The sequence below is a fragment of the Anaerobacillus alkalidiazotrophicus genome, from assembly GCF_001866055.1.
Window position 1 is genome coordinate 12526 of the sequence record NZ_MLQS01000008.1, and the last position, 24517, is coordinate 37042.

The following is a 24517-nucleotide window of genomic DNA, read 5'->3' on the forward strand; positions in this document are numbered from 1 at the left end:
CACCAGCAGCATATGCAGCCTTTAGATTTTCTGGAGTTGTAACATAAGATTGAGAAGGGTAAACTAGGAAGTAATGAATTTGATAATTGTTTATTTTCGCTACTCTGATACTAAATGTTGTTGGATGAAGATTGTTTCCAACAGCATTTAGACTTATGTAGCTCCATTTAGGTAATTATGAAATTCATTCAATAAGAAACAATTATTTATTTTTAAAAAAATACATTGATTACTTATCAAAATAGTAGAAATACAAGATATGACAGATGCAAATTCCGATTTTTCAATAACCTCCTTAGTAAATTCTCCTCTCATTTTGGGATTGGGTTAGTTTGTCGATTCAATAAAAAAACACCGGCTTTTATAAAAGGGATCAGTGTTTCTTCATTTTTAATTATTATTTCCGCAAAATCTTCTCTAGCGCTTTTCCCTTTGCTAACTCATCGATTAGCTTGTCCAAATAGCGAATTTCTTGCATCGTTGGTTCTTCGATGTCTTCCACTCGGACACCGCAGACAACACCTTTGATCAAAGCCCTCGAAGGATTCAGTTGGGGAGATTCCGCAAAGAAGGTCTCAAAGTCTGTCTGTTTTTCCAGTTGTGCTTCTAATTCTTCTTGGCTATACCCTGTCAACCAACGGATGATTTCGTCGACTTCTGTTTTCGTACGTCCTTTTCTCTCCGCCTTCGTAACATAATGGGGATATACACTTGCGAAACACATTGTATAAATCTTATGTTTGGCCATAATACATCATTCCTTAAATGGTTTTCTTTATTATAGTACGAAAAATAGTCGGGTTCAAACGAAGTAACCGTTATTTATTTTTTGATTTTTTCTTTGAATGAATTTGAACTACCCTATTAATTTATTAAAGTATTAGAATAATTGCATTAACACAAACGGAGATCGATAGCATAACAACAGCTAACACTTCTATGTATTAACGAAGCAGAATAATTAAATAAGCAAAATTAAGGATTTATGTTAAAATTAGGATAAAAAAGAGAGGTAATACATGCGAAATACTCTACAATATGAAAAAGCTAAATCTTATATTAAGGTATTATTATTAGTTTTAACGATATTATCAACGAGCTTTGTCATCTGGGCAGGCTTTACTGGTAGAGAGTCTATATTCCCGTTTCTACTAAGCCTAACACTGTTTCTGTCCATTAGTAATTTACAGTTTGATAATGAAAATCCAGAAAGGAAGAAGCTTTATAAGATTTTATTGATTGTGTCATGTCTGTCAGTTGCATTAGCAGTTGCTAACTTAATTGTATGAGGATACGTTAGTTGGAACGGTAAGTCTTATTAATGTTAAAGATAGCGATGTTTGAACATTACATCGTTTTACTTGTTCGACCAAATGGCAGGATTGTTGAAGAAGATGAAATATTGGATTACATTCATTTGTTATAGGAAGTGAAAAAATGATCTATTTTTATTTAATGCTAATACTAGGGGCCTTGTTTATAATATTCGCAGTATTTTCCTTTATTGCTATGTATGTTAATAAAGACTACCCACTTTTAAATGTAGGTAAAAGCCTTGGTATGTTATTAATTGGTGTATTATTTTTAACCGTTACTCTCCCAAGCCTAAAATATGTTGTACTAAAGGAATATGATGTTATCAGTGGGGAATGTGTTATCGAAATAGTATCATCAGGTCGTTCTTCTGAAGCAGTCTTTACAATGCTCGATACAGATAGATTGTTTTACTTCAGAGATATTCCTGCACTTGATGCTTATGGAAAATCTATCCCTTATTATTGTATGGTGACAGCAACAAAAGACCATATGTTTGAAGTTAGTTATAAAATATATGATTCCCAAACACGAAAGTTAATAGTAACAAGTAAATAACCTATGTCTAAGAGAAATGAAATAAACTTTAATTGGAGGAATAAATTAAAAAAGTTTCGTAGGAAATGGCGATATTTTCGTATAGTGAGCTATATAACTACTGGGAACGATTGCTTAAGAATGGCAACCGCTTCTTGTGCGAACGAAGCAGATTAGTAAATTTTTATTTTGTGCTTATTTATAAGTTTCGATATTGAAAAACAAATTGAAAGGTGGGGTATACATGATAAGGCAATATCTTTGGGTTAAATGGGGTGAAATTTTAATTGGTAATTTAATAGTGATTACTATCGTCACGTTAATTGCTTTTTGCGTTGGCAAACTATTAAATATTACAATTAGGTACAACCCTCTAATTCTGGGTGCGATTGGCTCTTGTTTATTTATTGAGTATAAAAACTACAGAAAGTGGTTACGAAATGGTGCAACTTTCTAAGGTTAACAGATATCTAATTTCACTAACGAGTGCGATAGCACAATAAAGGGTATCGCTATTTTCTTTGTTGAGTAACGCGCAGGTTAGTCAAATAAAATATCGGTTGAAATATATCGACAGGAGTGGGAAAATATGGGTTATTTACAAATTAATAAATTTTTTTATTTACCACTTATTATAGGGGAGATAATTGAAAGAAAGTTAGGGAATGGGAAAAGAGGAATGATTGTCTATACATTATTATATCTCCTATTTTCACCCTTCCCTTCAGTTCTATCTAATGGAATTAATTCATGGATACTGAACACACTTCTTCCTCTGATGATTCAAAATTATTTTTTACTTGGTATGCTTTATGTGTTCTTTTTTATTTGGAGGAATAAAAAGTAAAAACTATAAAAAGTTCCTCAAATAGATAGTTTATGAATATGGATTAAATTACAAGATTGAAATACTTGGCGATATTGCACATGTATATAGTCAGTATGAAGCAAAGAGAAATAAGGAAGATATCGAATTAATTAAACACGGCGTTACACTTGTGCAAATGGTTAAAGATTCAAATTTGGAAAATACTATAGTATGATTTGGCAATATTAATTTAGCAAATGTGTTTCGCAGTATTGTCTAGAATCATTGTGATATTTTTGGATAGTACAAGGAAATTTGGCAGAACAGTAGTGAAATATTTATATCTTGATAATTTAGGAGGTTCTATATGAAAAGAAAAGCCATAGTTTTACTTGTATTGGCAATCATCGCTACTTTTCCATTTTTTTTGAACCATAACGATCTAACTAGAACTACTGATCTTGATAAATTAATTAAAGACGTAGAAACAAAAACTGATAAAATGCTAAGTAAATATAAAATTCCTGGGGCTGCAATTTCTGTACTAGAAGATGGCCAAGTTAAATGGATAGGTACGTTCGGTTATGCGGATCTCGATGCTAATAGTAAGGTTGAGCAAAACACAGTGTTTCAAGTTGCCTCGATTTCTAAATCTGTGACAGCACTGGGCGTGATGAAATTGGTTGAAGATGGCCTCATCAATTTAGATGATCCTATTGAGAATTACATAACAAGATGGCAGCTACTTGAAAGTGAATATGACCAAAAAGCGATAACTGTGAGAGGGTTATTAAGTCATACATCAGGGCTATCAGTCGGGGGAGGTTATCCTGGCTATGAGCCAAATAAACAGCTACCTACTTTGGAGCAATCACTTAGTGGGATTGGTGGTGGTTCAAAGCCTGTTGAATTAGAAAATGAAGCGGGAGCGAGGTATAGCTATTCAGGTGGTGGTTATAACTTACTACAAATGATGATTGAAGAAGTAACAGGAAAAGACTTTCATTTATATCTAAATGAAGTCGTCCTTGCACCGTTAGGAATGGAAAACAGTAGCTTCAAATGGGATGGTCATCTCCAGGATAAGACTGCGAAAGCTTATGATGTAAAATTAGAGTTGTTACCAAACTACTTATTTATCGAGAAAGCAGCAGCCGGACTTTATACAACGATAGAAGACATGAATAAGTTTGTCATCGCTGAAATCAATAGCTTTCACGGAACGGGTTTTTTAGAAGCTGACACAGTTCAAGAGATGTTTACCCCCATTTTAGAAGTTAGAGGTTTAGAAGGCTTTATTAATGATGAGACCGCTCTAGGTCATTTTATTAATCACGTAAATAACAGCATCATCGTTACACATGATGGAGGCAACAACGGCTGGAAGGCACATTTTTCGATGGAACCACAGACCGGAAATGGTCTCATTGTTTTAACGAATGGAAATAACGGGACTTATTTTTTAAATGAAATAGTTAGTGCTTGGCATTATACAAACTTTGGGATCGAACGCTCATTTGATCAATTAAGTCATACCGTAAAAGCTACGGCGTATGCTCTCTCATTATTGATTTTTTGCTGGTCATTAAGTGTCATAGTTAACTTAGTTTCTGCTTTCCTTAATAAGGAGTTAAAGATAACTAAGTTTTCAAATAAGAAAGTTCTTGCAGTAAAAGTGATCATGTCAATTGTTTTAGTTAGTGGTTCGTTTCTATTGAGCAAGATCCTTGTACCGATTTTAGGTTTCATTGATCCGTTGATTGGAATATTACTTGTTACATCTGTATTTACTAGAATAATACTAACAGTTGTACTACTTTATATTAAAAAATCTGATAGATTATCAAACGAGAGGGCAAAAAACGTAATATGTTAGGTGTTATGATGACAAACAAAAACGCTTGGTGCTTCCATACCAGAAGATAATGATTCGGAAAGCCAGATTGAACCAATTGCAATTATCACATTTAGGGATGTTACACTACATTGTTTGGACCACCATATGATGAGGCATTCAGTGGTCATCCGTTATATCCAGAGGATTAAAACCCTATTCGTCATTTATAATAGAAAATTCATTTTGGATAAGAAAATTGATTGAAATTAATTCAGTTCATCCCTATTATAACCCTAGCCTTTTCACGGATTTTAAACATTATATATGGTCATTTCACGATTCAATATAGAAAAGGTGGAGTTTTATGAGAACATTTATTATCTTATTAATGTTATTAGCAGTAGTTATCAAGATAATTGCCTTTGTGAAGAAAAAAAAACCTAGATTATTAGTAATAAGCGTCTTAGTAATAGTTATCGGCATTTTTTTTCTGTCTGGATTTCGTTTTACAGCTATTGATACAATACCAGGAAATGTTGAACAAATAAGTTCCTATGATACAGTCTATGGAAAAGCAATCCTATTTGAAGATGTTAATGACAAAACATTTGGCTTAGCTCGTGTAAAACAAAGACTAGGTATAATTTATTATTACGATGGTGGTACGTTTGGTAATGATATAGAAGAAAATAAGCCCTTTGAAGTTACTGGTTATGGCACTGTTTATGAGAAAGAAGGGTTCATAGTTGGTGTTAAAACGGCTGAAAATTCTTCTATAAAGTATATCGTTATTGGTGGGCACTCTGAAAATACACCTCCATCTATTCCCTATGACTTTTCAATGAACACTGTAAAGGAACAACCTGATAATTACCATATTAAAAAGATAATTAACAACTTTGCCTTCTTCGTCCTTGATGGATATTCTGAGGATACTTGGACAATCAGAGGACTTAATGAGGATGGCAATCTAGTTGCTGATAAATTATTTGGTGGAGACATCCGCTTTATTAGTTGGTAAAATCTTAATGTGTCAAATAATAGTTATTATGAACAATTGTCCTTAAATTAACGAAGAGCATTAGTAAAATAACGGGTTGAAATTGATGCAACCCGTTATTTATGTCCGTTGTACTGGAAAATAGAACAAACAGCATTCAAGTGCAGTGCATAATAAATTAAATGTGTAATGGTTTTAAATTAGATTTGTTTTATAATAGGTTGTTTTCGCAAAGATTGTGGTTTTTAAGAAGCAAAGGAAGAAATATTTTTTGTATACTTATTATAAATGGTGTTCAAATAACGAAGAGCTATACTGCGACATGCAGTATAGCTCTTGTCAAAGTATTGAGCAGAAAAGAATCGAAGAACATTAAAGTTTACTTTTTAAATATCCGACTTTTGCAACGTAATATTTTTCAACTGTATTTCCTAAAGAAGCCCCTACAACCCCCAATAGTAGACCACCAAATAATGGACTAATTTGATAAAAAATATGAATACCGAAAAACATCCCTAATAAAAAAACAAAAAACAACCTGTATATTTCGTAATAGTAGTTTTGGGTTCTGGCACTGTTTCATCTAAGGATCTTTATTCATTTACCAATGATTTAATAGCTATCGATTGACAAATTTTCTATTTTAAAATAATTAAAAAGGATAAAAACGGAAATTGCGAAAGCGGTTTGGAAGTAATAGTTTGGAAGATAGAAATATTTTTTGGATTGTAAACCAGTCATCTCTAGCAATAATGTTTTTAAAGGTTCATTAAAGGTTGGTCTTTTAAAATGACTTATAAAACGAGTTCTCTTTATAGTGGGGGGTTATATGAAAAAGGGTCGTTCATTAAGAATAATTTTGGTGTTATTATTTTTATGACGATCAGCTTTACCATGTTGTATCTATTATAATGGTTCTAATAATATCGACGTTTTTAATCACCAAAGAGATAATGAAAGAAGAATTATAGCAGAAGTGATTGATGGACAGATGATTTTTCCACAGATGGGGGGAAACATGGAGTGGAGAGTTACCCGATAGTATTTCTGAGCGGAACGAGAGTGGGATGAAAACCTCATAAATAGAGGAGAGGGAAATGGGACTGGTACACGGGTAACAGAAGTGGAAGGGAAGCGAATGTACTTTACTGATGGTGTTGAAACATGGAGTAAAACCCTTCCAGAGGAAAATAATTAAGATACTATATAAGTAAAGGAATTATTGGAGGGTTTGATGTGAGAATTTTAATGGTGGAAGATGAGAAAAACATGGCTGAAGCGATACAGCAAGTATTAAAAAAGAACAATTATACTGTGGATTTGGCATTCGATGGAGAATATGGACTTGACTGTGGTCTATCAGGTATATACGATACTATTATTCTCGACATCATGCTGCCTAAAATGGATGGTATCAGTATCCTTCAACAGCTGCGGAGTAACAATGTGGCAACCCCTGTTATCTTGCTTACAGCGAAAGGGGAAACGGAAGATAAGGTACGGGGGCTTAACTGTGGTGCTGACGATTACTTAGCAAAGCCGTTTCAAATGGAAGAATTATTGGCTCGACTACGTGCCTTGGGAAGAAGAAAAGGTGAAATACACTTCGATAATATATTACGTTTCAAGGACATTGAGTTTAACCCAAATACGCTTGATCTTAGGTGCAAAGACAGGTCTTTTCGTTTAACCTTGAAAGAGGGGCAATTGTTGGAACTTCTATTGAAACGGAGCGGAATGGTACTTCCAACAACAGCAGTTATTGAGAAACTTTGGGGATTTGAAACAGAGAAAGAGGATAGCCATGTGCAAGTTTATGTGTCGTTTTTAAGGAAAAAACTAACTCAACTAAAATCAATTGTAAAAATAAAAGCGCTACGTGGCGCAGGATATTACCTTACTGTACCAGAGGATGGAAAAAAAGATGTTTAAGAAGCTTCGTAATCGAATGCTATTACTGAATATGACAACCATTTCCGTTGTAATGGTTGCTGCTTTTGGCTTTATTTATTTTATCACCTACATGAATATTCAAACGGAAAACGAGCGTAAGTTAGAATCTGTTCCTAGGTTAGCGGCAAATCCCACTGGGGATACTTTTATGCATCGACGACAGTTTACGAATTCTGATGAAGAAATGTTTATTGTGAGAGTACCAATGGACTTTTCACCATCTTTTACTATTTTAGTCGACCGTAATGGTCAGATGATGGATGTGTTAACTCATTTAGATATGCCACAGGATGTTTATGATGAAATAGCAACCAGAGTTTGGAAAAAACAAAAAGAACAAGGCACCATTAATTTTGAAAATAGAAAATGGCAATATAAAATAACAGCTTTTGAAGGAGGAAGAATCGGATTAACTAATCGTCAAATTCCGGCAAACTTCGAAAACGTCCAATATCAAATCAGGTTTCTGGATATTACCGATTCCAGTAAGACACTGACTCAACTATTTGTTACGTTTGTCATCGTTGGCTTTATTATGCTATTTATTTTGTTTGGTATTAGTTATTATTTTGCCAACCGTTCGATTCGTCCAATAGAAGAAAACTGGGAAAAACAGAAGCAATTTATCACGGATGCTTCTCATGAATTAAAAACACCACTAGCTATTATTAGTGCAAATACAGATGCACTCCTCGCAAATAGGGAGGAAACCGTTGCTAGTCAGGATAAGTGGATCGACTATATCCAAAAGGAAACAAGGAGAATGGGGAAATTACTCAACGATATGTTATACCTTGCTAAAGTGGAGAACACTGGTGAGGAGTCACTGCCTTTTGATTTAAGTAATACGGTGAAAGATGTAATTGCTTCGATGGAAGCAGTGATGTTTGAAAAAGGAATTCATCTTACACACTCGATAGCGTCAGAAATCATTGTTACTGGAGAGGCGGAAAAAATAAAACAAGCTGTTTTAATATTCTTAGATAATGCTGTGAAATATACGAGTGTGCATGGGAAAGTAGATATCGTATTGAAAAAACATAGAAATAATGCGGTCTTCCTTATTCAAAACACCGGCATTGGAATACCAGATGAAAAGTTACCGAGAATTTTTGATCGCTTTTATCGCAGCGATCCATCTAGGTCGAAAGAAACAGGCGGTTATGGTTTAGGACTGGCAATTGCCAAAACAATTATTGAACGCTCCGGTGGTACGATCTATGCGGAGAGTAACGAAAGCCGAACCGTGTTTACCTTTGAATTAAAACTGAAATAATCTCATCCAAATCCTTCGATTCTTAAATAAGATCGGGGGATTTTTTTTCAGGGAGCTGTTTCAACATAAAAAGTTTTCTTTTTCCCTTTCCTTTAAAGGTTCATTAAAGGTTACGCTTTTATACTAATCCATGTACAAGTCAACCAACTATCAAAGGAGAGAACGCTGTATGTATATTTTACAAAATGCGTTACGTAACATTATGCGTAACAAAGGAAGAAATATGTTGATTGGTGCAAGTATATTTGTCATCATCATCGCTACAGTAGTAGCACTTATGATTAACGATACCACTAGTGGAATCATCGACGATTATAAAGAACGGTTTTCCGCTGAAATCGGATTAGTTCCAAATATGGAAAAGATGCGCGAAAAGGCAATGGCAGAACAAAGCTCAGGCGGTCGCGTGAGAGTAGCGCCTCCGGTTATCCCGCCTGAACAGTATGTAGAATTTGGTCAATCTGAATATTTGCAAGAGAGCGTTAATACTTCTTCAGTTAATGTGAATAGTGATGACATTACGGTTGTGGATGAAGAACTCGGCGGCGGAAGAGATAGGGTACGCTTTGGTACTGGCGAAGAGCAAACACTTTTTATGATGAAATTACTTGGAAATAAGTTTGAGGAATTCAGAGAAGGACTACGTGAAATTGCCGAAGGACGTGCGCCTGAAAATGAGAACGAAGCCCTTGTTAGTACGGATCTTGCGGAACTAAATGATTTTTCCATTGGCGACACCATTACGTTTAGCTCAGAGCTTACAGATACAAAGGGTAATATTACGGATATTTATTATGACTTAACGATTGTCGGCACTTATTATGATGCAACTGAGGAATATCCAAATGGAGTCCAACAAAACGCGCTTAATAACCGACGTAACGAAGTCCTAACTTCTTATGAAACAGTAGTAGCAGCCATGCAACCTGGACTACAAGGTATTACTATTAATGCAACATTTTATCTGAAAAATCCTGAAATGCTTGACGCTTTTGCAGAAGAAGTATATGCAAAGGGATTGGACGAAATTTTTGACGTGACGACCGATTCGGAGAGCTATAACAAAATTGTTGGTCCTGTGGAGGGGTTAAAAAGTATCTCCATTACATTTATGGTTATTGTTTTAATTTTTGGAGGAATTATTATTTCACTACTGTCCTCTATTGCCATTCGAGAGCGGAAATACGAGATCGGTGTGCTTCGTGCAATGGGTATGAAAAGGCATAAGGTGGCGCTTGGACTATGGTCTGAATTGCTTCTAATCACATTTCTGTGCCTAGTGCTTGGAATCGGGGTTGGAACGTTAGTTGCCCAACCTGTCACCAATGTCCTGCTTGAACATCAAATTGAAGCGGTAGAAATGGTTTCTTCACCAGCAGGTGGGCCTGGGATGATTGCAAATGGCATGGGAATGATGGGTGGCCAGCCAAGTCCAGATGTGGAGCCCCTAAATAATATAGAAATATCCCTTAGCTTTAATACGATGCTGCAAGTGATTGGCATTGCCCTATTGCTTGCTTCGCTGGCAGGTCTAGTATCGATTAGAAAAATCACGAAATATGAGCCGATCAAAATACTGATGGAAAGAAATTAAGGAGGCCTTAAATATGAGTGTATTACAATTAAAAAATGTAACTTATCAATATGAAGGAACGAAAAAAGTCGTTTTGAAAAACATAAATGTGGAATTTGATAGCGGAAAAGTGTATACGATTGTTGGCAGATCTGGTTCAGGAAAATCGACCATGTTGTCTCTCATTTCAGGACTCGATGAATGTGCGAACGGAGACATTATTTACAATGGTACAAGCCTGAAAAAAATGAACCGTGATGATTATCGTGCAAAAAGCATCGGAGTAATCTTTCAAAGCTTTAATTTACTTACAAATAATACTGCCGTAGAAAATATCGTCCTGTCCATGAATATTAGCGGAATTAAAGATAAAGACAAAAAGGCGACAGCCTATCAGCTTTTGAATAAAGTCGGTATTGATAAGGAAACAGCAGATAGAAAAATATTGAAGCTTTCTGGCGGTGAGCAGCAAAGGGTGGGGATTGCAAGGGCACTATCCAATCATCCGGATGTAATCATCGCGGATGAGCCTACAGGAAACTTGGATCGCGAAACAGAGGAAGAAGTACTGAAAATATTTACATCCCTTGCACACGATGAGGGCAAATGTGTCATTATTGTTACTCATTCGAAGAAAGTAACGTCCATAGCAGATGAGATTTGGGGTATTGATAATAGAAAATTGCTATTAGTCAACTAATCTCTTTCACTTAATTAAGAAAATTAGAAATAAGAGTGTGTTCAAGAAGCCTACCATTTGAGCACACTCTGAAAGCTCTAAAGTTAGAAGCATCCATTCATAGAAAGGGGAAAATAATGGTGAAGAAGCGCATTCCAATAATGAGTCCTATTTTATTAAAGTAAAGAGCAGGTGTGTTGACGAATATAAGAACTTAATACCCTGTTCATACCAATAAAAAAAGCATAAATGGTTAAACGAACGGAAGCGATAGTATAAAGGGCTATGTGTAAGAATGGATTAAAGAAAATAAGCAGGGGGAAGAGTTAAAGAAGGATTTTTTTATTAGCTAATTAAACATGCCTGAAGCCCTGTTTAGTCTACTATATACAGAGTATCAACTTTCCAAATAGTCGTACTAATTATTCGCTAAGATATTCTTGAAATAATCTTATTTTAATTCCTTTTTTTCTTAATAACTGCAATCCCTTTTGAATAAACCTTTAATTCTTCAATTAATTTCTTACGTAACGAATGATCGATTGTAAATTGAACGCCATAAGAATAATGAGTATACATATTTTTAGACCAAATCAATATTCCAGTTACCTTTAAATCCTCTTCATTTAATTTAAACGAAACTTCAATTTCGATATTTTTACCTTTCAGTGGTATATCCAAAGGTATGGTTAATTTTAAACCGCCTTCACTTATATCATAGATTTGAGCTTTTCCACTTTTACTTGTAAAGTCTTTTTTTTCGACTTTTATTATTCGGAAATTACATTCGACAGGTTCTTCAAATTGATATCGAAATGTATCTTCTCTTCTAAATCTCATCAAATTTCTCCTTTTAATATGATTAGAAAATCGAGGCTATTTCGTAATATGAATGAAATAGCCATTTCGCATTATTCTATTTGCTGTTGATTATAAAAACAATAAGTGTTCTTCCCTTTCTTCTTGGCAATATACATAGCTTCATCTGCTTTGTAGATTAAATCATCTACATATTCACTATCAAAAGGAAAGAGGGATATTCCTATACTAGGTGTAACAATAACTTCAGTTGTACCAGACTTGATAGGTTGAGAAAAGTTTTGGATCAAACGTTTTGCGACTAATGAGGATGTTCCGTTATTACTATCATCTAGTATTATGACGAACTCATCTCCACTTAATCTCCCAGCGATATCACCTTCACGAATACTTGATTGAAGTCTATTTGCAACCTCTTTTAATACCTGGTCTCCTGCATGATGGCCCCATTTATCATTAATTTCCTTAAAGCCATCCAAATCCACAAACATGACAGCTCCAGCTTTCCCCTGACGTTTTGAGCGTGATATTGATTTTTGGGTGTATTGTTTAATCAAGAATCTATTTGGAAGTCCTGTTAAATTATCATAATACGCCATACGCTTAATTGTTTCTTCTAGTTTTTTTCGTTTAGTTATATCACGGGCGATAGATAAAATAACATTTTTATCATTTAAGGTTATCAGGCTTGCATTGAATTCAAAATCTATAATTTCCTTATTTTTTGTAATCCATTGACCTTCAAAAACTACATGACCTTTTTCAAAGATTTGTTTCATCCTATCAGGAACTGTATTAATTCTTTCTATCGGTGTAATGTCCAGAGGGGACATTAATCTAAACTCATCCAGACTATATCCTAATTTTTGAATAGCCATATGATTAACATCAATAAACTTAGAAGGTGTTGAATTGCCTGATATATCAAAAAGTACAGTTATATCGCTTGCATTTTCGAATAGCGTTCGATATTTCTTTTCACTTTCATCTAACATTTGCATCGTTTTAAGTAGTTCTTCTTCAGCCTTCTTTCTTTGGCTTATATCTTTGCCAATTGTTAATACTGCATCACACCCTTCAAAGTCAATAGCTATTCCTGTCGCTTCGAGGGTAATAATATTGCCATCAAGTCGAATAATCCGTTGCTCAATATATTTAGGATTTGTCGAATTCGTATTTGATACATCTTGATGTTTGTAAGGATATTGTAAAGCCCTTTGCACGGCTTTAATTACTCGCTCTTTGTCTTCCGGATAAACTACGTCTAGAACCATTTTTCCTATTAATTCGTTTTTCTGATTTGCACCGAATAAGTTGACAGCTGTTTCATTAACATATACAATCTTCCCATCTCTTTGAATAAGAATAGGTTCAGGAAAGAAATCTATTAGTTGGCGATAACGAATTGAATCGTCTCTAATTTTTTTCTCTATTTCTTTAATTTTCGTAATATCGTGTACAACACCAATCAATTTAACTAGCTTTCCAGCGTTATCAAAAATAGGATTACCACGACCTTGTATCCAAATGATTTGGCCATCAGGCCGAATTGCTCGCCACTCATGTATACTTGGTACACCCGATAATAACTTTTGATAATAAATATTAACCTTCTGTCTATCGTCTGGATGAACAATATCTAACCAAAAGTCATAATTTTTTATGTAATCCTCAGTCGTATATCCAAATAATTTTTCAATTCCTTTAGATACAATTATCTTTTTGTTAACTAAATCATTTGCCCATAACAATACTTCTGCATTATCAAAGATTTCTTCTAATTCTGCGCTTTTTTGAGTCAGTTTTTTTTCTTTTTCTTGTAATATTTTTTGGTAGTAACGTACTTTATCATATTGCTTTCCAACCCACAATGAAATTGAAAGCAATATAGGTAATCCAATAAATTCAATTGTGCTGACATATCCATCTTTTGCATAATAATATGCTATATAGATAGAGTTTACTATCAAAACTATCGCGAATGTAACTACCCTTCCTTTATAACCCAATTTTCCACACCATCCCAGTACCAATTGTAAACCTATACATTTTTTCTTAACCATCTATAACCGTCGCACGGTTAACTTAGGGTGTTAGAATTGTTTTAATAAAAAAAGTAGTAGTAAATATATACTACTACTCAAGGTCTGTAATTCAAATTCTATAATATTATTACCTTTATAAATATACAATGGCATTAGTTGAAATGACAAGACAATTTTAATATTCTATTATAAAATGTCAGTTAATTTCTCAAATTCGTCTAATGGGTTATGGGAATCAGAATGTATTTTTGAAAATTCAGGTTTAGCAGCTTCAATTGCTTGAGCTAAGTTAGGATCAAACTGTGTTCCTATACCATTTTCTAACCGTCGAAAAGCCTCTTCGATAGGAAGCTCATTTCGATAGGCTCTCGTAGATGTCATCGCATCGAAAGCATCAGCAACAGCCAATATTCGAGCCTCTGATGGGATCTCTTTTCCTTTTGCTCCCGTTGGATATCCTTTGCCATCCCATCTTTCATGATGATATAATACCCCGCTTTTTAATCCTTCTAACCCATCTACTTTTTCAACCATTTGTGCGCCAAAAGTTGTGTGGGTTTTGATAACTTCATATTCTTTATCTGTTAACTTTGTTGATTTTGTTAATATCTGTTCAGGAATATTGATTTTGCCGATATCATGAAGGAGTCCACTTAACCGTAAATGTTTAAGTCTTTGTTCATCCTGATATTCAGGAAGTTGTTTAGCTAATGCAACAGCGTATTTACTAACTCTTTCACTATGTCCAAATGTGTATTGATCTTTTGCTTCAACTGCAATATTAAAACTTTGGACGACTTGTTCAAGTGTTATTTCCATTGAATGAATAACCGTATTGACTTGTTTATTACGAAGCATGTCTAACTTATTTAATAATAAATAGCTAAATGTTGCTATGATAATATAAAGTAAAATACGGTTTGAAATATCAATATCATCAGCAATATAAGAAGTGTCCATCGGAAAACGAATACTAACAGCAGCCAAACTTAGCAATCCAATTATTGAGTAAGAGATTGACAGGAAACGTTTACCATATAGGCTATTAATAATCGGTATCAGTAGGAAATAACTCCAGGACTCTGAATAGCCTGAACCAAAATACAAACTAATTATTACAAACACCACAAATAATAAGACAACATGTGTCATTATGTGTGGGGGAAATTTTGTGAAACGAAAGAACAAGAACACAGTAAACCACACGGCAGAACAGAGTAATAGTACACTAAGGTCTGCGCGGGAAAAAGGAAGATTAAGCCATTGGAAAATAAAATTCCAACTAATACTTAGCATAATATAGATGAGGGAGATTTTTAAAATTTGATCATTCAAATTCTTGTCGTGTTTCTTAATTAATTTTTGTAATAACTGTTCTTTTTCATTAACGATTTTATTCATGTTGTCTATCATCCTATTTTCTTTTATTTAAAAAACGACTAACCCACAAAAATTTTATCACTATTTTATCTAAATAACTATAATTTAATAAATTAATGTCAAAAAATGCTTTTAATTTACCGATATTTTCCTTTTAATAGAATTGTAGGGAAAATTTTAAAGGAGAGTGTTAAAATGGATATGAAAAAAGAATACTATTTTGGAAGAGTAGAGGGAATTTTACGTAAAGAGGCTATTGCATTGCATCATCAGCGTTATCAAGAAGTAGGATTTTTTAAAAAAAATGAGGATGATCCTTACATAGGCAATTCAACTTATTTTGTTGTACAAACAGCTGATCCGAAGGAAGTTGTAGGGGTTACTAGACTCATTTTTATGACATTAGATGATCTCCCAACAATGAGTCATTTCAATATTTTTGATATTAAAAAATTGAAATTATCACGGTTTGAAAAAAATAAATATGCGGAAATTAGCGCATTTACAAAGATGCCGAAACATGATGTGGGATTAGGGTTAATAAAAACAGTTTTAAATTATTCATTATCTAATGGTCTTACACATTGGATTTGTTGTATTGATGAAAGAGTATATAATTATATGCATCGAATGTTTAAATTTCCATTTGAAGTAATAGGAGAACCGAATGTTTATCTTGGGTCAAAAACGATTCCATGTGTGTTGAATCTATCAGAATGTCTTGCCACATTAAAGGAAAAACGACGTTCTTTATATGACTATCTTGTGAAAAGTGAAGAAAATGTATTGGAGGTAGTAAAATAATGATTAAGGACCAATTTATTCGAAATGTAGGGATTATGACAGAAGAAGAAGTTCAAAAGCTTCATGATACAACGATTGCTATAGCAGGCTGCGGTTGTATTGGTGGTTTTTCTGCTGAATTACTTGCTCGTATGGGAGTTGGTAGATTAATTTTGGCAGACCCTGATGTATTTGATGTTTCAAATATTAATCGACAATGTGCAGCAACACATCATACTGTTGGACAGAGAAAAGTGGAAGCATTAAGAAATCATTTACTTTCTATAAATCCTGACCTAGAAATCGTTTGTTATTTTGATGGGGTTAATAAAAAAAATGCACTATCTTTTGTAGATGGAGCAGATTATGTGATTGATGCTGTTGATTATTTTGCTTTTGCTGAATCTGTCGCTCTCCACCGAGCTGCTCGTCAGAAAAACTTATTTGTGACTACTGCGGTAGCCCTTGGCTTTGGTACTTCTGTTTTGACCTTTTCTCCATTGGGAATAAAGCTTGAAGAATATATTGGTATACCGGAAGATATAGCAATAGATGAATTACAAGGTCAAACATTTCCGCCATCTGGATACAGTCAAAGCCTTCCTGAATACGCAACAGAAGAAAAAATAGCAGCATGGATTAATAATCGTACGATACCAACGATTAGCGTAGGTCAGGCATTAGGACCGGGGGTGCTTGTGTCTCAACTTGTTTTACATTTATTAGGCCGAAAATTCCCACCGATTGTTCCAGAATATTTTCAATTACAATTTGAGTAAAAAAAATTATATCAACTCAGTAATGAATGATTAAAAACAAATTAAATTCCTCTACAATTGAGTGAATTTCATAATTACCTAAATTGAGCCATATCAAACTATATGTAGGTGCGAGTGGATTAACGCATCTACATATAGTCACTTAATAGCATAATATTGAATTATGAAATGCATTAAATTACTAGGAAACTCGTTCTATCGAAGCTACAACGAGTTCTCCCGGACAAGAAAGCCGTTATTTGTGAACAAAGGAGTATTTTAAAAGGGGTAACGGATATCAGGTTCGTTATTTACTTAATTTAGCACCAAATATAGCAGATTTTCATGAAATAACGTACCTCATGTCCGATAGCTCGAATTATTTGATCGAATCGGTAAAATAAGGTTCACTGTGTCCGTTGGCAAAGCATTAGTGCAATAAGAAAAGAAACAGGATAAAAACGCACAGATGTTATATCTGTGCGTTTTGTATATTAATTACAATGTTAACTTATATGGAATTTGAATGCGAAATTCCCCTTTATTTATTCGTTATCTGAAAATGAAGTTGTGTTTATAGATATTTTTCAAGGTTAAAAACGAAAAATGGGATATGTTTGAAAGAGATAGAAATCAGTGAAGATAATTGAGGGTAATTTTACACCCATCCTTTCCCTCATAAATATTTTCTGTAGGTATGGAATTATTATCTAAATAAACGTCACAAGTATTTCAAAATGGTTAATCAAAAAAAGAATTCATATAAACAAAATTCAAAGATTTGGAACAATTCTCGAATAAAGAGGGTTGTTCCTTTTTCCATTTTCGGTCTAATGATGTACTAGACTGAAACTGCTGTGCAGTAAACAATTTAAAACTACTTTTGAATAGATTTTTGTTTGTATGTAGACCAATTTTCCCAACTGAATAATAAAAAGCCAAATGCCATATAAAAGATCTGTTTCGGATCTCGAATAATATCAAAAAAATACCTATACCACTAGGAATAGGTATTAGGAAAAGACAAATGATAGACATCCATTTGAATATTTCGTAATTCTCTTTCTTATGATCATTCATATGATTGTCACTCCAATAATAACAATTTGTAACTATTACCAACTCAGATTATATCATGCAAGCTAATCTTTTGAACACAAATTGCATTTAGCTGCCATTGCAAAAAGGCTAACACTCCTGCCTCTCCACGTAAAGGGTGCGCCCAAGCAACAGAGTTTAAAAGTAATGCAATGGAAGTTGTTCAACAATAGGGCCAAATTGTTGAAGATCTAATAAGTTTTCGTTAATGTATTTGTCATATCTACAAATGGATAAAAATGTTATTCTGTTGATAGGATTATGTTCGTTTGTAAATTGTTTCACTTAAACTAACTGGCAGGATTGTTAAAGAGTGAAATAATAAAAATTAGGAAAAAAGGTGAAAAAATGTTAGATAAAATTAAAGCACTACCTGAAAAGTTGGCATTTGCAATAGGAATATCTTTAATATTATTTAGTCCAATAGTATTATTCTTATTGTCATTTGGTAAATGGACAGCAACTATACAAGCAATTGTTTGGGGTATTATTGCTACATTATTTATACTAAGTGCCGCTGATAAAAGACATTCACATAAAAATCGGAATTCGAATTATGTGAAGTGATGAACTTAAGATAAAGGGTGGCGATTACACAAAAAGCTTTCGTTACTTTAGTTCCAGTAAAGGGGAGTTTAGTTGAATATTTGACTCTCTAATTAAGTTATGGTATCTATATAAAAATCTGTATATAAATAGGGGGAAATCATACTTTTTATTAAATAGTTACTTTTCGGCTAACGATGTTTTAGGAGGTTTGGTTAATTTTATGGACACATTACTTGACATATTATCTTCAATCTTGATATTCATCTATCCATTGTTACTTGTATTAGGTTTTATTTTTTACTTAAAACGGTCAATTAAAAATCTTATCTTACTTGGCTTCCTGTTAATATTTCTTGAAGGTCTCTCATTTTATATGATTAGTAATTGGTCAATATTTGCAATAGGGATAATCGCCATTTCAAAACTAATATTTACTGCTGCATTTTTAATAATAATTATTACATTATTTCATCATTCACCCAACAATGTAAATGATGAAAAGTAGTAAGGAATAAGTAATGGAGTGCGTTTCTCAAGTTATAGTTAAAAAAGTAGGTTTTACAAAAGCAACTTGTGAAAAGGTACACTTAAAGTAACGGGTTAGCGTTACTGGAACAGAAACAGTGACGCTTACTTTGTAACTATTGAGCAGAAGAGTTTAATTACATTTGTTTTATATTTACAAATTAAAGGGGTTTACGATGGAGGGGACAACCTTGATAGAATTCTATGAAAGGTTTAAAGAAATTCAGAAACTTCAATATGAGTTATTTATTGATTATTGGTATGTATATATTGTGATTGTTTTACTTGGATTAGGTATAGTTATTTTATGGGCTATAAAAAAATAGCGATTTACTTTTGCAATTAAGCTAACGGGTGCAATTGTTAAAAATCTTAACGTGATTTGCCTAATTATTTTTTGGAGGTTATTTATGTTTACAGTAGACCAATACATTTCTTCTATTAAAGCTAACCTTGAAAAACATTCAGATGTGTTAGTTGCTAACCTTAAAAATATTTTTACATACAACTTCTTTTCTGAAATAGATTTGTTGGATTTTACCGCATTTATTGAACCTACAAATTTTGAAATCTCAATAAGGATGTTCTCTATGGATAAAGAAGCTAACGAAGTTTTCTATGAAGGTAATGACACAACAGTTCTTGCTGGTAGTGTAGATGTAATTCCTGATATAAAATACTATCAGTTAAATGATAATTTATTGGATGATTTTATTGATAATTTTTACGAAGAAAACTATCCAGCGATATCCGAGTTGGAACAAAAAGCGTTTATTGATTGGTTTAGTGAAAATTGGAAAAAGTCAGGTGGGAATATATTGAATTTACCATCGTTCTTTGTTTTCCACGATGATATTAAATCTTATGATTTAAAAAGTAATCAATGGGTTGATGATGATGATAAATGGTCATAACCTTTGAAGAGTTACACTACATTTTTCACTAACGGTGAACGATTGTTGAAGAAAGGTCAAATAAATCACTTCTTAATTAATTGGGGGAGTTCGGATGGATTATATATGGTTAGCACTGGGAATTGCCATTGCAGGATATTTAATTGGGGATGGATTAAAAAATTTTAATAATCCAAATTCAAAAAATATTTTAGAGTCGTTAGATGAAAGTGATGACCACGAATTAATTAAAGAGAATGAGGTTCATCATTTTATAGGTATTTCTAAGGAAGATGCAAAAAATATGATTAGTGAACACCCAAATATTCCACACATTATAATAAACAATAAGATATATTACCCAAAAGCTAAATTGCGTGAATGGTTAATGAAGATAGGAAGTTGACTCTTTTCTAATAGAGATTAGTAGTTTATTACACTACCATGAAAAAACGCAGTTAACTTTCATTTTCTGTGGTGAAGCTGGGCTTCATGGTAGGCTAACGAATGCTTTTACACAATATAAAAGGAATGATTATCAGTGGAAGAACTGTTTTATTCTTGGTTTAAAGAAAATAAAGAAGAGCTTAGGAAAAAGGGAATTGAAACGGATTTAATATCTGGACCTACTCTAACAGACAATCCATCAATTTTTGCTGACCATTTATCAGTTACAAAGATGGGCAGAGTTACCGTATGGAATTCTGGTGCGATTGATATTGAAATTGTAGACCAACTTACAGGGCAAACAGTATTAAATAAACACCTCGAAATTAGAGAAAAAACTCCCTGTGTTAAGTCCATTTTAGAGGAGTATTTCGATTGTCTTGGAGGATAATCCTTATTGCACTATCGAGTGCAAGAGTTAAACAAAGGGCTATCGTTTTAGAACTAAAAGAGAGGAGAATAAGCTTGAGTAATGGCTTAACTAAAGAGGAACTAATCAAACTTGTTGAGAAGATTTGTAATGTAGAAGGAACAGAGGATGAAATGGATAATATGCTTCGAGTTTTGGAAGAGAATGTCCTTCATCCAGCAGTAAGCGATTTAATATTTTATAACGATGATGAACTTACCCCAAAAGAAATCGTAGAAAAGGCTTTGTCTTATAAGCAACTTACATAAAAATCTTATTTAAGTAAAGAGTGCGATAGCACAACAGTGCTGTCGCTTCTTCAAGTATTGAAGCAGTTTTCTTCAAGAAGAAAGGGTGGGGATAATGAAAAAATTACTTATTATTACGATAGTAACAATGTTAGCATTTACTTTAAGTGCCTGTGGGAACAACAACGTAAAATCAAATACAATAGTAGATGCGGAGTTGACTGACAGAGAAAAAGGAATACTTTCAACTACATCCAATCAATCATTTGTATTTGACTTCAAAATTGAAAGAGAATATAAAGAAGTATCTGTGTGGATTGAGAAATATGAATTTGGTAAATTGGTTGATGAAAAAATAGGACACCTTACGACTGAAGTTATGAATAATGGTTCTATTATTCTTACAATCATTGATTTAGATGTCATTGAAAATCAAACTTTGTTTAATATAGGGATTAACAGTAATGGAGGCACAGGCTCTGTAAGAACCTCTGATATCGTTTCAACAAAAGGTACGGCAGGTAGGTCTATCGTATGGGGAAACATGAGCGAAGAAATGGATGTTACGAACGAGCAGATGGTTTTAGCGAGTATAGGGTATTCATGGGATGAAGGCTCAATGGTTTCATTTTCTTCTGAATTTTATAGAGACATTGAACGTCGTATCAACGAATTAGAAAACCATGAGGTTGTTTATCTACTTAGAAGTAAATTTACGAAATAAGAATGTATGGTTATTCCACTAACTGGTGCGAGTGTTCAATAAAGCAGTCGCATTTTCACTAATGAGCAGTTTAGCAAAACAGTAATTATTAAGAAGGTGGGGGAAAAATTGAAAAAAAACGGTTTCAACTTTTAAAAAAAGTCACTATAATTGTGGTTCTAACTTTATTGATGTTGTATATTTCTCTCGCAATTATCGAAACAAAAAGTATAAGTTTTTCTACAGTAGAAGAAGCCTTCGATAATTTGCTCATTCGAGAAAACTTTGAACGAGATGATATTATTGATAAAGCGATTAGCATTAATGATGATTATGAATTTATTATATTTAGAACGGGAAACCGCTTTGCATTCTCACAATTTGAAGAAGGTTTTTTTGGTTGGAGGTTAGGTTTTTATTCTATTGGGGACAAGTCAAACTGCCTCTTAAAGACTTCAGGTCTTATTAAAGGATGGATACGTGATGATTATGTATTCGAAACGGAAAAAGTCATAGTTAATGATAATGAAGCAATGATTTTAGAACTTGATAAAAATTATCGAGCTTGGGTATTTATTGACACTGAAAACGAACTTCAAACTGATAATCTAAATGTCCGCTTTATAGACAAGAATGGTAATGAAATTAACACCATTAACAATTTTTAAAATAAAGTTTACGGGAGCTTTAGTGGAACAAGTGATTACCACGCTTGTGTCGCTAACAGGGAGAAGCCTTTATTAAGAGAGTGCCACTTTTTAAAACTAATGAGTTGGATTGTGGAACTAGACTAACCGTAAAAATAATCAGCAGTATTCACTTGAGGTAGGAGGTTATACATTGAAACATTTCAATAACAAAGTACTAGGATTTAGTCTTTTGTTATGTACTTTAATAACTATGTTAATTCCAAGTCGATTTATCAGTGATGGCATGGGGAGATATGCGTATGGCTACCCTTTTACCAATATAACAATTTATCAAAGCGAACCTCACAGTGCTTGGTTTGGAACGAACTTTTTCTCTGGTAATGATGGTTTATTAATCAATCCACTGAGTATTGCATTGAATGTAATCGTCATTTACTTGATAACAAACTTTATTGTTAATAAATATAAGAAAAGAAAAGAAATTCATCAGTGAAATCATACTTCTTCAACAAACGAGAGCGATAGTTTACGAGATGTTTCAATAGCAACGCCTACTGTTGTTTAAGTGACGAGCAGAAGAGTTAAAGAAAGGAAATACCATATATAGATTTTAAAACTGGAGGCGTTCAAGTGAGTGAAGATAAAGTAACACCAGAAAGACTAAGAGAAAGGTTAGACAAGAGGAATTAAAAAGAAATCCAGCTAGTAATATGAGTGATGCTTTTAATAGAGCAAACAGTGGTGGTCTTGTGGCTTTAGTTAACAGCTTAGGTTGGAAAGGTACAGGGATACTTATTCTTGTAATCATAATAGATTTTATAATAGCGTCATTTTCTTCAATTAAAGAAAGCTTATCTGGAATAAGGATAAAACACCCTTGTTCCATTAAAGAGCAGAAATGTTGAATAAGTTGTTAAAAAAATATGGAGTTATAGGCATAGCCTTAACATCCATTTATGTTTAAAGTTTATATGGGGGGTTAAATGGAGTATTTATTACACACTATACTTCACTTTTTAGTAGGTGTAAGTATTACTTATATTTTGTTTAACAAAGATTTCTTATCAAAGAAAAAGAGAACTATATTATTTTTGTTTGGAGGATTATCAGCTGTTTCACCAGATGTAACAAAGTTTTTTGGCGATTTATTTGGTCATTCAATTATTTCAGTACCACTGTTTGGATTGTTATTTGCCTTATCTTTCCGAAAACTTATTAAAGATTTTTCATTTTTAAAAACGTGGATAACTTTCTCAACTACAGTTTTAATTGGTCATATTTTTATAGATTATATTGGAAATGGAGTAGCTTTTCTTTATCCATTTAAGAAAAATGAATTTGATTTTCATATAATAAGTAGTATTGATTTAATTATTATAATCACCTTACTTTTAAGTGTTATTATTTGTTTTTTTAATAGAAAAGGTAAAACAGTCATCCTAATTGGTACTATAATTATTTGTTCATATTTTAGTATTTTATCTATTTCTAAAGTACAACTCGAACGTACATTAAAAAGTAAATATGATGTTCAAGAAGTGACATTGTTATTAACCTATCCTAGCAAGTTTGGTTGGTGGGCTTTTCAGATAAGAACTGATGAAGTATGGGTAAATGGATATTCTCCCATTTATAATACAAAAGTTCATATCGAAAGCGAAAGGGAAATAGGTTCTTGATTATATTGTTCAACTAACAGATGCGATAGTTCAGTAGCTGTCGCTGTTGTCGTGGTGCTACCGAAGCAGGTTAGTAAATTTTCATTTATTGATTTTGTATATTTATAAGTTTCGATATTAAAGAATAAATTGAAAGGCGGTGTATAAATGATATTGCAGTATCTTAGGGTTAAATGGGGTGAAATTTTAATTGGTAATTTAATGGCGATTGGTTTTTGTTTATTTTTTCAATTTAAAAACTATAGAAAGTGGTTACGAAATGGTGCAACTTTCTAGGGCTAACAGCTATCTGAAATTTCACTAACGAGATGCGTGTGCGGCCGAGCCTAGGTCGTATCATATAACGGGTGGGATTCCCGTCGAGTAAGAACTAGCCATTCGCTCGTAGCGAGTCTTGGAGGGCTGAAGGTAACTTTAGTCTTTAAGCGTAGACAGTGAGGTGGCGGGCCGAAAGCCAAGCGGTTGAAGGGATTGAGCTCCATAATGTTAGTTATTCGAGAGGGTTGATGCCTTACGCATAGCAGAAAACTACATTCTATCCTTCGTAAAAGGCG

Annotated in this window: 28 protein-coding genes; 23 read left to right on the top strand and 5 right to left on the bottom strand. The window is 33.3% G+C overall.

All coding sequences use genetic code 11. The annotated features are described in order from the left end of the window. Positions 1-397: 397 nt before the first annotated feature. Positions 398-748: a DUF2200 domain-containing protein gene (locus BKP45_RS08560; protein WP_071389317.1), complete on the bottom strand. Its 351-nt coding sequence runs from the start codon at positions 746-748 to the stop codon at positions 398-400. Positions 749-1019: 271 nt separating this feature from the next. Between BKP45_RS08560 and BKP45_RS08565 the strand changes: the two genes are divergently transcribed. The 5 genes from BKP45_RS08565 (at position 1020) to BKP45_RS08590 (ending at position 5517) form a co-directional block, all read left to right on the top strand. Next, positions 1020-1289 carry a hypothetical protein gene (locus tag BKP45_RS08565; protein WP_071389318.1) on the top strand — a complete coding sequence of 90 codons (270 nt, stop codon included), beginning with the start codon at positions 1020-1022 and terminating at the stop codon, positions 1287-1289. A gap of 148 nt (positions 1290-1437) precedes the next feature. Next, positions 1438-1872, top strand: a complete 435-nt coding sequence (locus tag BKP45_RS08570; protein ID WP_071389319.1) for a hypothetical protein — start codon at positions 1438-1440, stop codon at positions 1870-1872. A gap of 223 nt (positions 1873-2095) precedes the next feature. Continuing rightward, positions 2096-2308, top strand: coding sequence for a hypothetical protein (locus tag BKP45_RS08575; RefSeq protein WP_071389320.1), 213 nt, complete (start codon positions 2096-2098; stop codon positions 2306-2308). 718 nt (positions 2309-3026) lie between these two features. Further along, on the top strand, positions 3027-4535 hold the full coding sequence (locus tag BKP45_RS08585; protein ID WP_071389322.1) for a serine hydrolase domain-containing protein: 1509 nt from the start codon (positions 3027-3029) through the stop codon (positions 4533-4535). 325 nt (positions 4536-4860) lie between these two features. After that, positions 4861-5517 carry a hypothetical protein gene (locus tag BKP45_RS08590; RefSeq protein ID WP_071389323.1) on the top strand — a complete coding sequence of 219 codons (657 nt, stop codon included), beginning with the start codon at positions 4861-4863 and terminating at the stop codon, positions 5515-5517. Between the two features lie 351 nt (positions 5518-5868). Here BKP45_RS08590 and BKP45_RS22485 read toward each other — a convergent pair whose 3' ends face one another. Continuing rightward, positions 5869-6033 (bottom strand): hypothetical protein, encoded by a 165-nt coding sequence (locus tag BKP45_RS22485; protein WP_169824085.1) that lies wholly within the window; start codon positions 6031-6033, stop codon positions 5869-5871. Positions 6034-6732: 699 nt separating this feature from the next. On the opposite strand from BKP45_RS22485, the gene BKP45_RS08595 reads away from it, so the two are divergent. The 4 genes from BKP45_RS08595 (at position 6733) to BKP45_RS08610 (ending at position 10998) form a co-directional block, all read left to right on the top strand. Further along, on the top strand, positions 6733-7428 hold the full coding sequence (locus BKP45_RS08595) for a response regulator transcription factor (RefSeq protein ID WP_071389324.1): 696 nt from the start codon (positions 6733-6735) through the stop codon (positions 7426-7428). Then, positions 7421-8725, top strand: a complete 1305-nt coding sequence (locus tag BKP45_RS08600; protein ID WP_071389325.1) for a sensor histidine kinase — start codon at positions 7421-7423, stop codon at positions 8723-8725. The genes BKP45_RS08595 and BKP45_RS08600 overlap by 8 nt, the downstream gene beginning before the upstream one ends. Before the next feature lie 169 nt (positions 8726-8894). Further along, on the top strand, positions 8895-10319 hold the full coding sequence (locus BKP45_RS08605) for an ABC transporter permease (RefSeq protein WP_071389326.1): 1425 nt from the start codon (positions 8895-8897) through the stop codon (positions 10317-10319). A 13-nt stretch (positions 10320-10332) separates the two neighbouring features. Further along, complete coding sequence (locus BKP45_RS08610) at positions 10333-10998, top strand: ABC transporter ATP-binding protein (protein WP_071389327.1); 666 nt, start codon at positions 10333-10335, stop codon at positions 10996-10998. 435 nt (positions 10999-11433) lie between these two features. Here BKP45_RS08610 and BKP45_RS08615 read toward each other — a convergent pair whose 3' ends face one another. The 3 genes from BKP45_RS08615 to BKP45_RS08625 form a co-directional block, all read right to left on the bottom strand. Then, positions 11434-11817, bottom strand: coding sequence for a PilZ domain-containing protein (locus BKP45_RS08615; RefSeq protein WP_071389328.1), 384 nt, complete (start codon positions 11815-11817; stop codon positions 11434-11436). Positions 11818-11888: 71 nt separating this feature from the next. Beyond that, a complete protein-coding gene (locus BKP45_RS08620) occupies positions 11889-13805 on the bottom strand; it encodes a GGDEF domain-containing protein (RefSeq protein WP_071389329.1) in 1917 nt (638 codons plus the stop codon). Between the two features lie 222 nt (positions 13806-14027). Next, on the bottom strand, positions 14028-15242 hold the full coding sequence (locus BKP45_RS08625) for an HD-GYP domain-containing protein (RefSeq protein WP_169824086.1): 1215 nt from the start codon (positions 15240-15242) through the stop codon (positions 14028-14030). A gap of 174 nt (positions 15243-15416) precedes the next feature. On the opposite strand from BKP45_RS08625, the gene BKP45_RS08630 reads away from it, so the two are divergent. From BKP45_RS08630 to BKP45_RS08695, 14 genes are all read left to right on the top strand, one after another. Next, complete coding sequence (locus BKP45_RS08630; protein WP_071389330.1) at positions 15417-16025, top strand: N-acyl amino acid synthase FeeM domain-containing protein; 609 nt, start codon at positions 15417-15419, stop codon at positions 16023-16025. Beyond that, the gene (locus BKP45_RS08635) at positions 16025-16783 is read left to right on the top strand and encodes a ThiF family adenylyltransferase (RefSeq protein WP_071389331.1); all 759 of its coding nucleotides are present in this window, start codon (positions 16025-16027) and stop codon (positions 16781-16783) included. Before BKP45_RS08630 ends, BKP45_RS08635 begins: the two co-directional genes overlap by 1 nt. Before the next feature lie 1425 nt (positions 16784-18208). Continuing rightward, a complete protein-coding gene (locus BKP45_RS08645; protein ID WP_071389333.1) occupies positions 18209-18427 on the top strand; it encodes a hypothetical protein in 219 nt (72 codons plus the stop codon). 202 nt (positions 18428-18629) lie between these two features. Next, the gene (locus BKP45_RS08650) at positions 18630-18914 is read left to right on the top strand and encodes a hypothetical protein (RefSeq protein WP_071389334.1); all 285 of its coding nucleotides are present in this window, start codon (positions 18630-18632) and stop codon (positions 18912-18914) included. A 211-nt stretch (positions 18915-19125) separates the two neighbouring features. Beyond that, complete coding sequence (locus tag BKP45_RS23285) at positions 19126-19260, top strand: hypothetical protein (RefSeq protein ID WP_281243143.1); 135 nt, start codon at positions 19126-19128, stop codon at positions 19258-19260. A gap of 84 nt (positions 19261-19344) precedes the next feature. Continuing rightward, the gene (locus BKP45_RS08655) at positions 19345-19848 is read left to right on the top strand and encodes a hypothetical protein (protein WP_071389335.1); all 504 of its coding nucleotides are present in this window, start codon (positions 19345-19347) and stop codon (positions 19846-19848) included. Positions 19849-19942: 94 nt separating this feature from the next. Beyond that, the gene (locus BKP45_RS08660; RefSeq protein ID WP_071389336.1) at positions 19943-20233 is read left to right on the top strand and encodes a MerR family transcriptional regulator; all 291 of its coding nucleotides are present in this window, start codon (positions 19943-19945) and stop codon (positions 20231-20233) included. Positions 20234-20368: 135 nt separating this feature from the next. Then, positions 20369-20665, top strand: a complete 297-nt coding sequence (locus BKP45_RS08665) for an immunity protein TriTu family protein (protein ID WP_071389337.1) — start codon at positions 20369-20371, stop codon at positions 20663-20665. Then, the gene (locus BKP45_RS08670; protein WP_322788161.1) at positions 20650-20952 is read left to right on the top strand and encodes a bacteriocin immunity protein; all 303 of its coding nucleotides are present in this window, start codon (positions 20650-20652) and stop codon (positions 20950-20952) included. The genes BKP45_RS08665 and BKP45_RS08670 overlap by 16 nt, the downstream gene beginning before the upstream one ends. A gap of 94 nt (positions 20953-21046) precedes the next feature. Further along, the gene (locus BKP45_RS08675; protein ID WP_071389338.1) at positions 21047-21655 is read left to right on the top strand and encodes an LptM family lipoprotein; all 609 of its coding nucleotides are present in this window, start codon (positions 21047-21049) and stop codon (positions 21653-21655) included. A gap of 167 nt (positions 21656-21822) precedes the next feature. Then, a complete protein-coding gene (locus BKP45_RS08680) occupies positions 21823-22302 on the top strand; it encodes a hypothetical protein (RefSeq protein WP_071389339.1) in 480 nt (159 codons plus the stop codon). A gap of 172 nt (positions 22303-22474) precedes the next feature. Continuing rightward, on the top strand, positions 22475-22777 hold the full coding sequence (locus BKP45_RS08685; protein ID WP_071389340.1) for a hypothetical protein: 303 nt from the start codon (positions 22475-22477) through the stop codon (positions 22775-22777). Between the two features lie 217 nt (positions 22778-22994). After that, complete coding sequence (locus BKP45_RS23540; RefSeq protein ID WP_407639587.1) at positions 22995-23189, top strand: DUF6366 family protein; 195 nt, start codon at positions 22995-22997, stop codon at positions 23187-23189. Between the two features lie 78 nt (positions 23190-23267). Further along, positions 23268-23963: a metal-dependent hydrolase gene (locus BKP45_RS08695; RefSeq protein ID WP_071389341.1), complete on the top strand. Its 696-nt coding sequence runs from the start codon at positions 23268-23270 to the stop codon at positions 23961-23963. Positions 23964-24517: the final 554 nt, after the last annotated feature.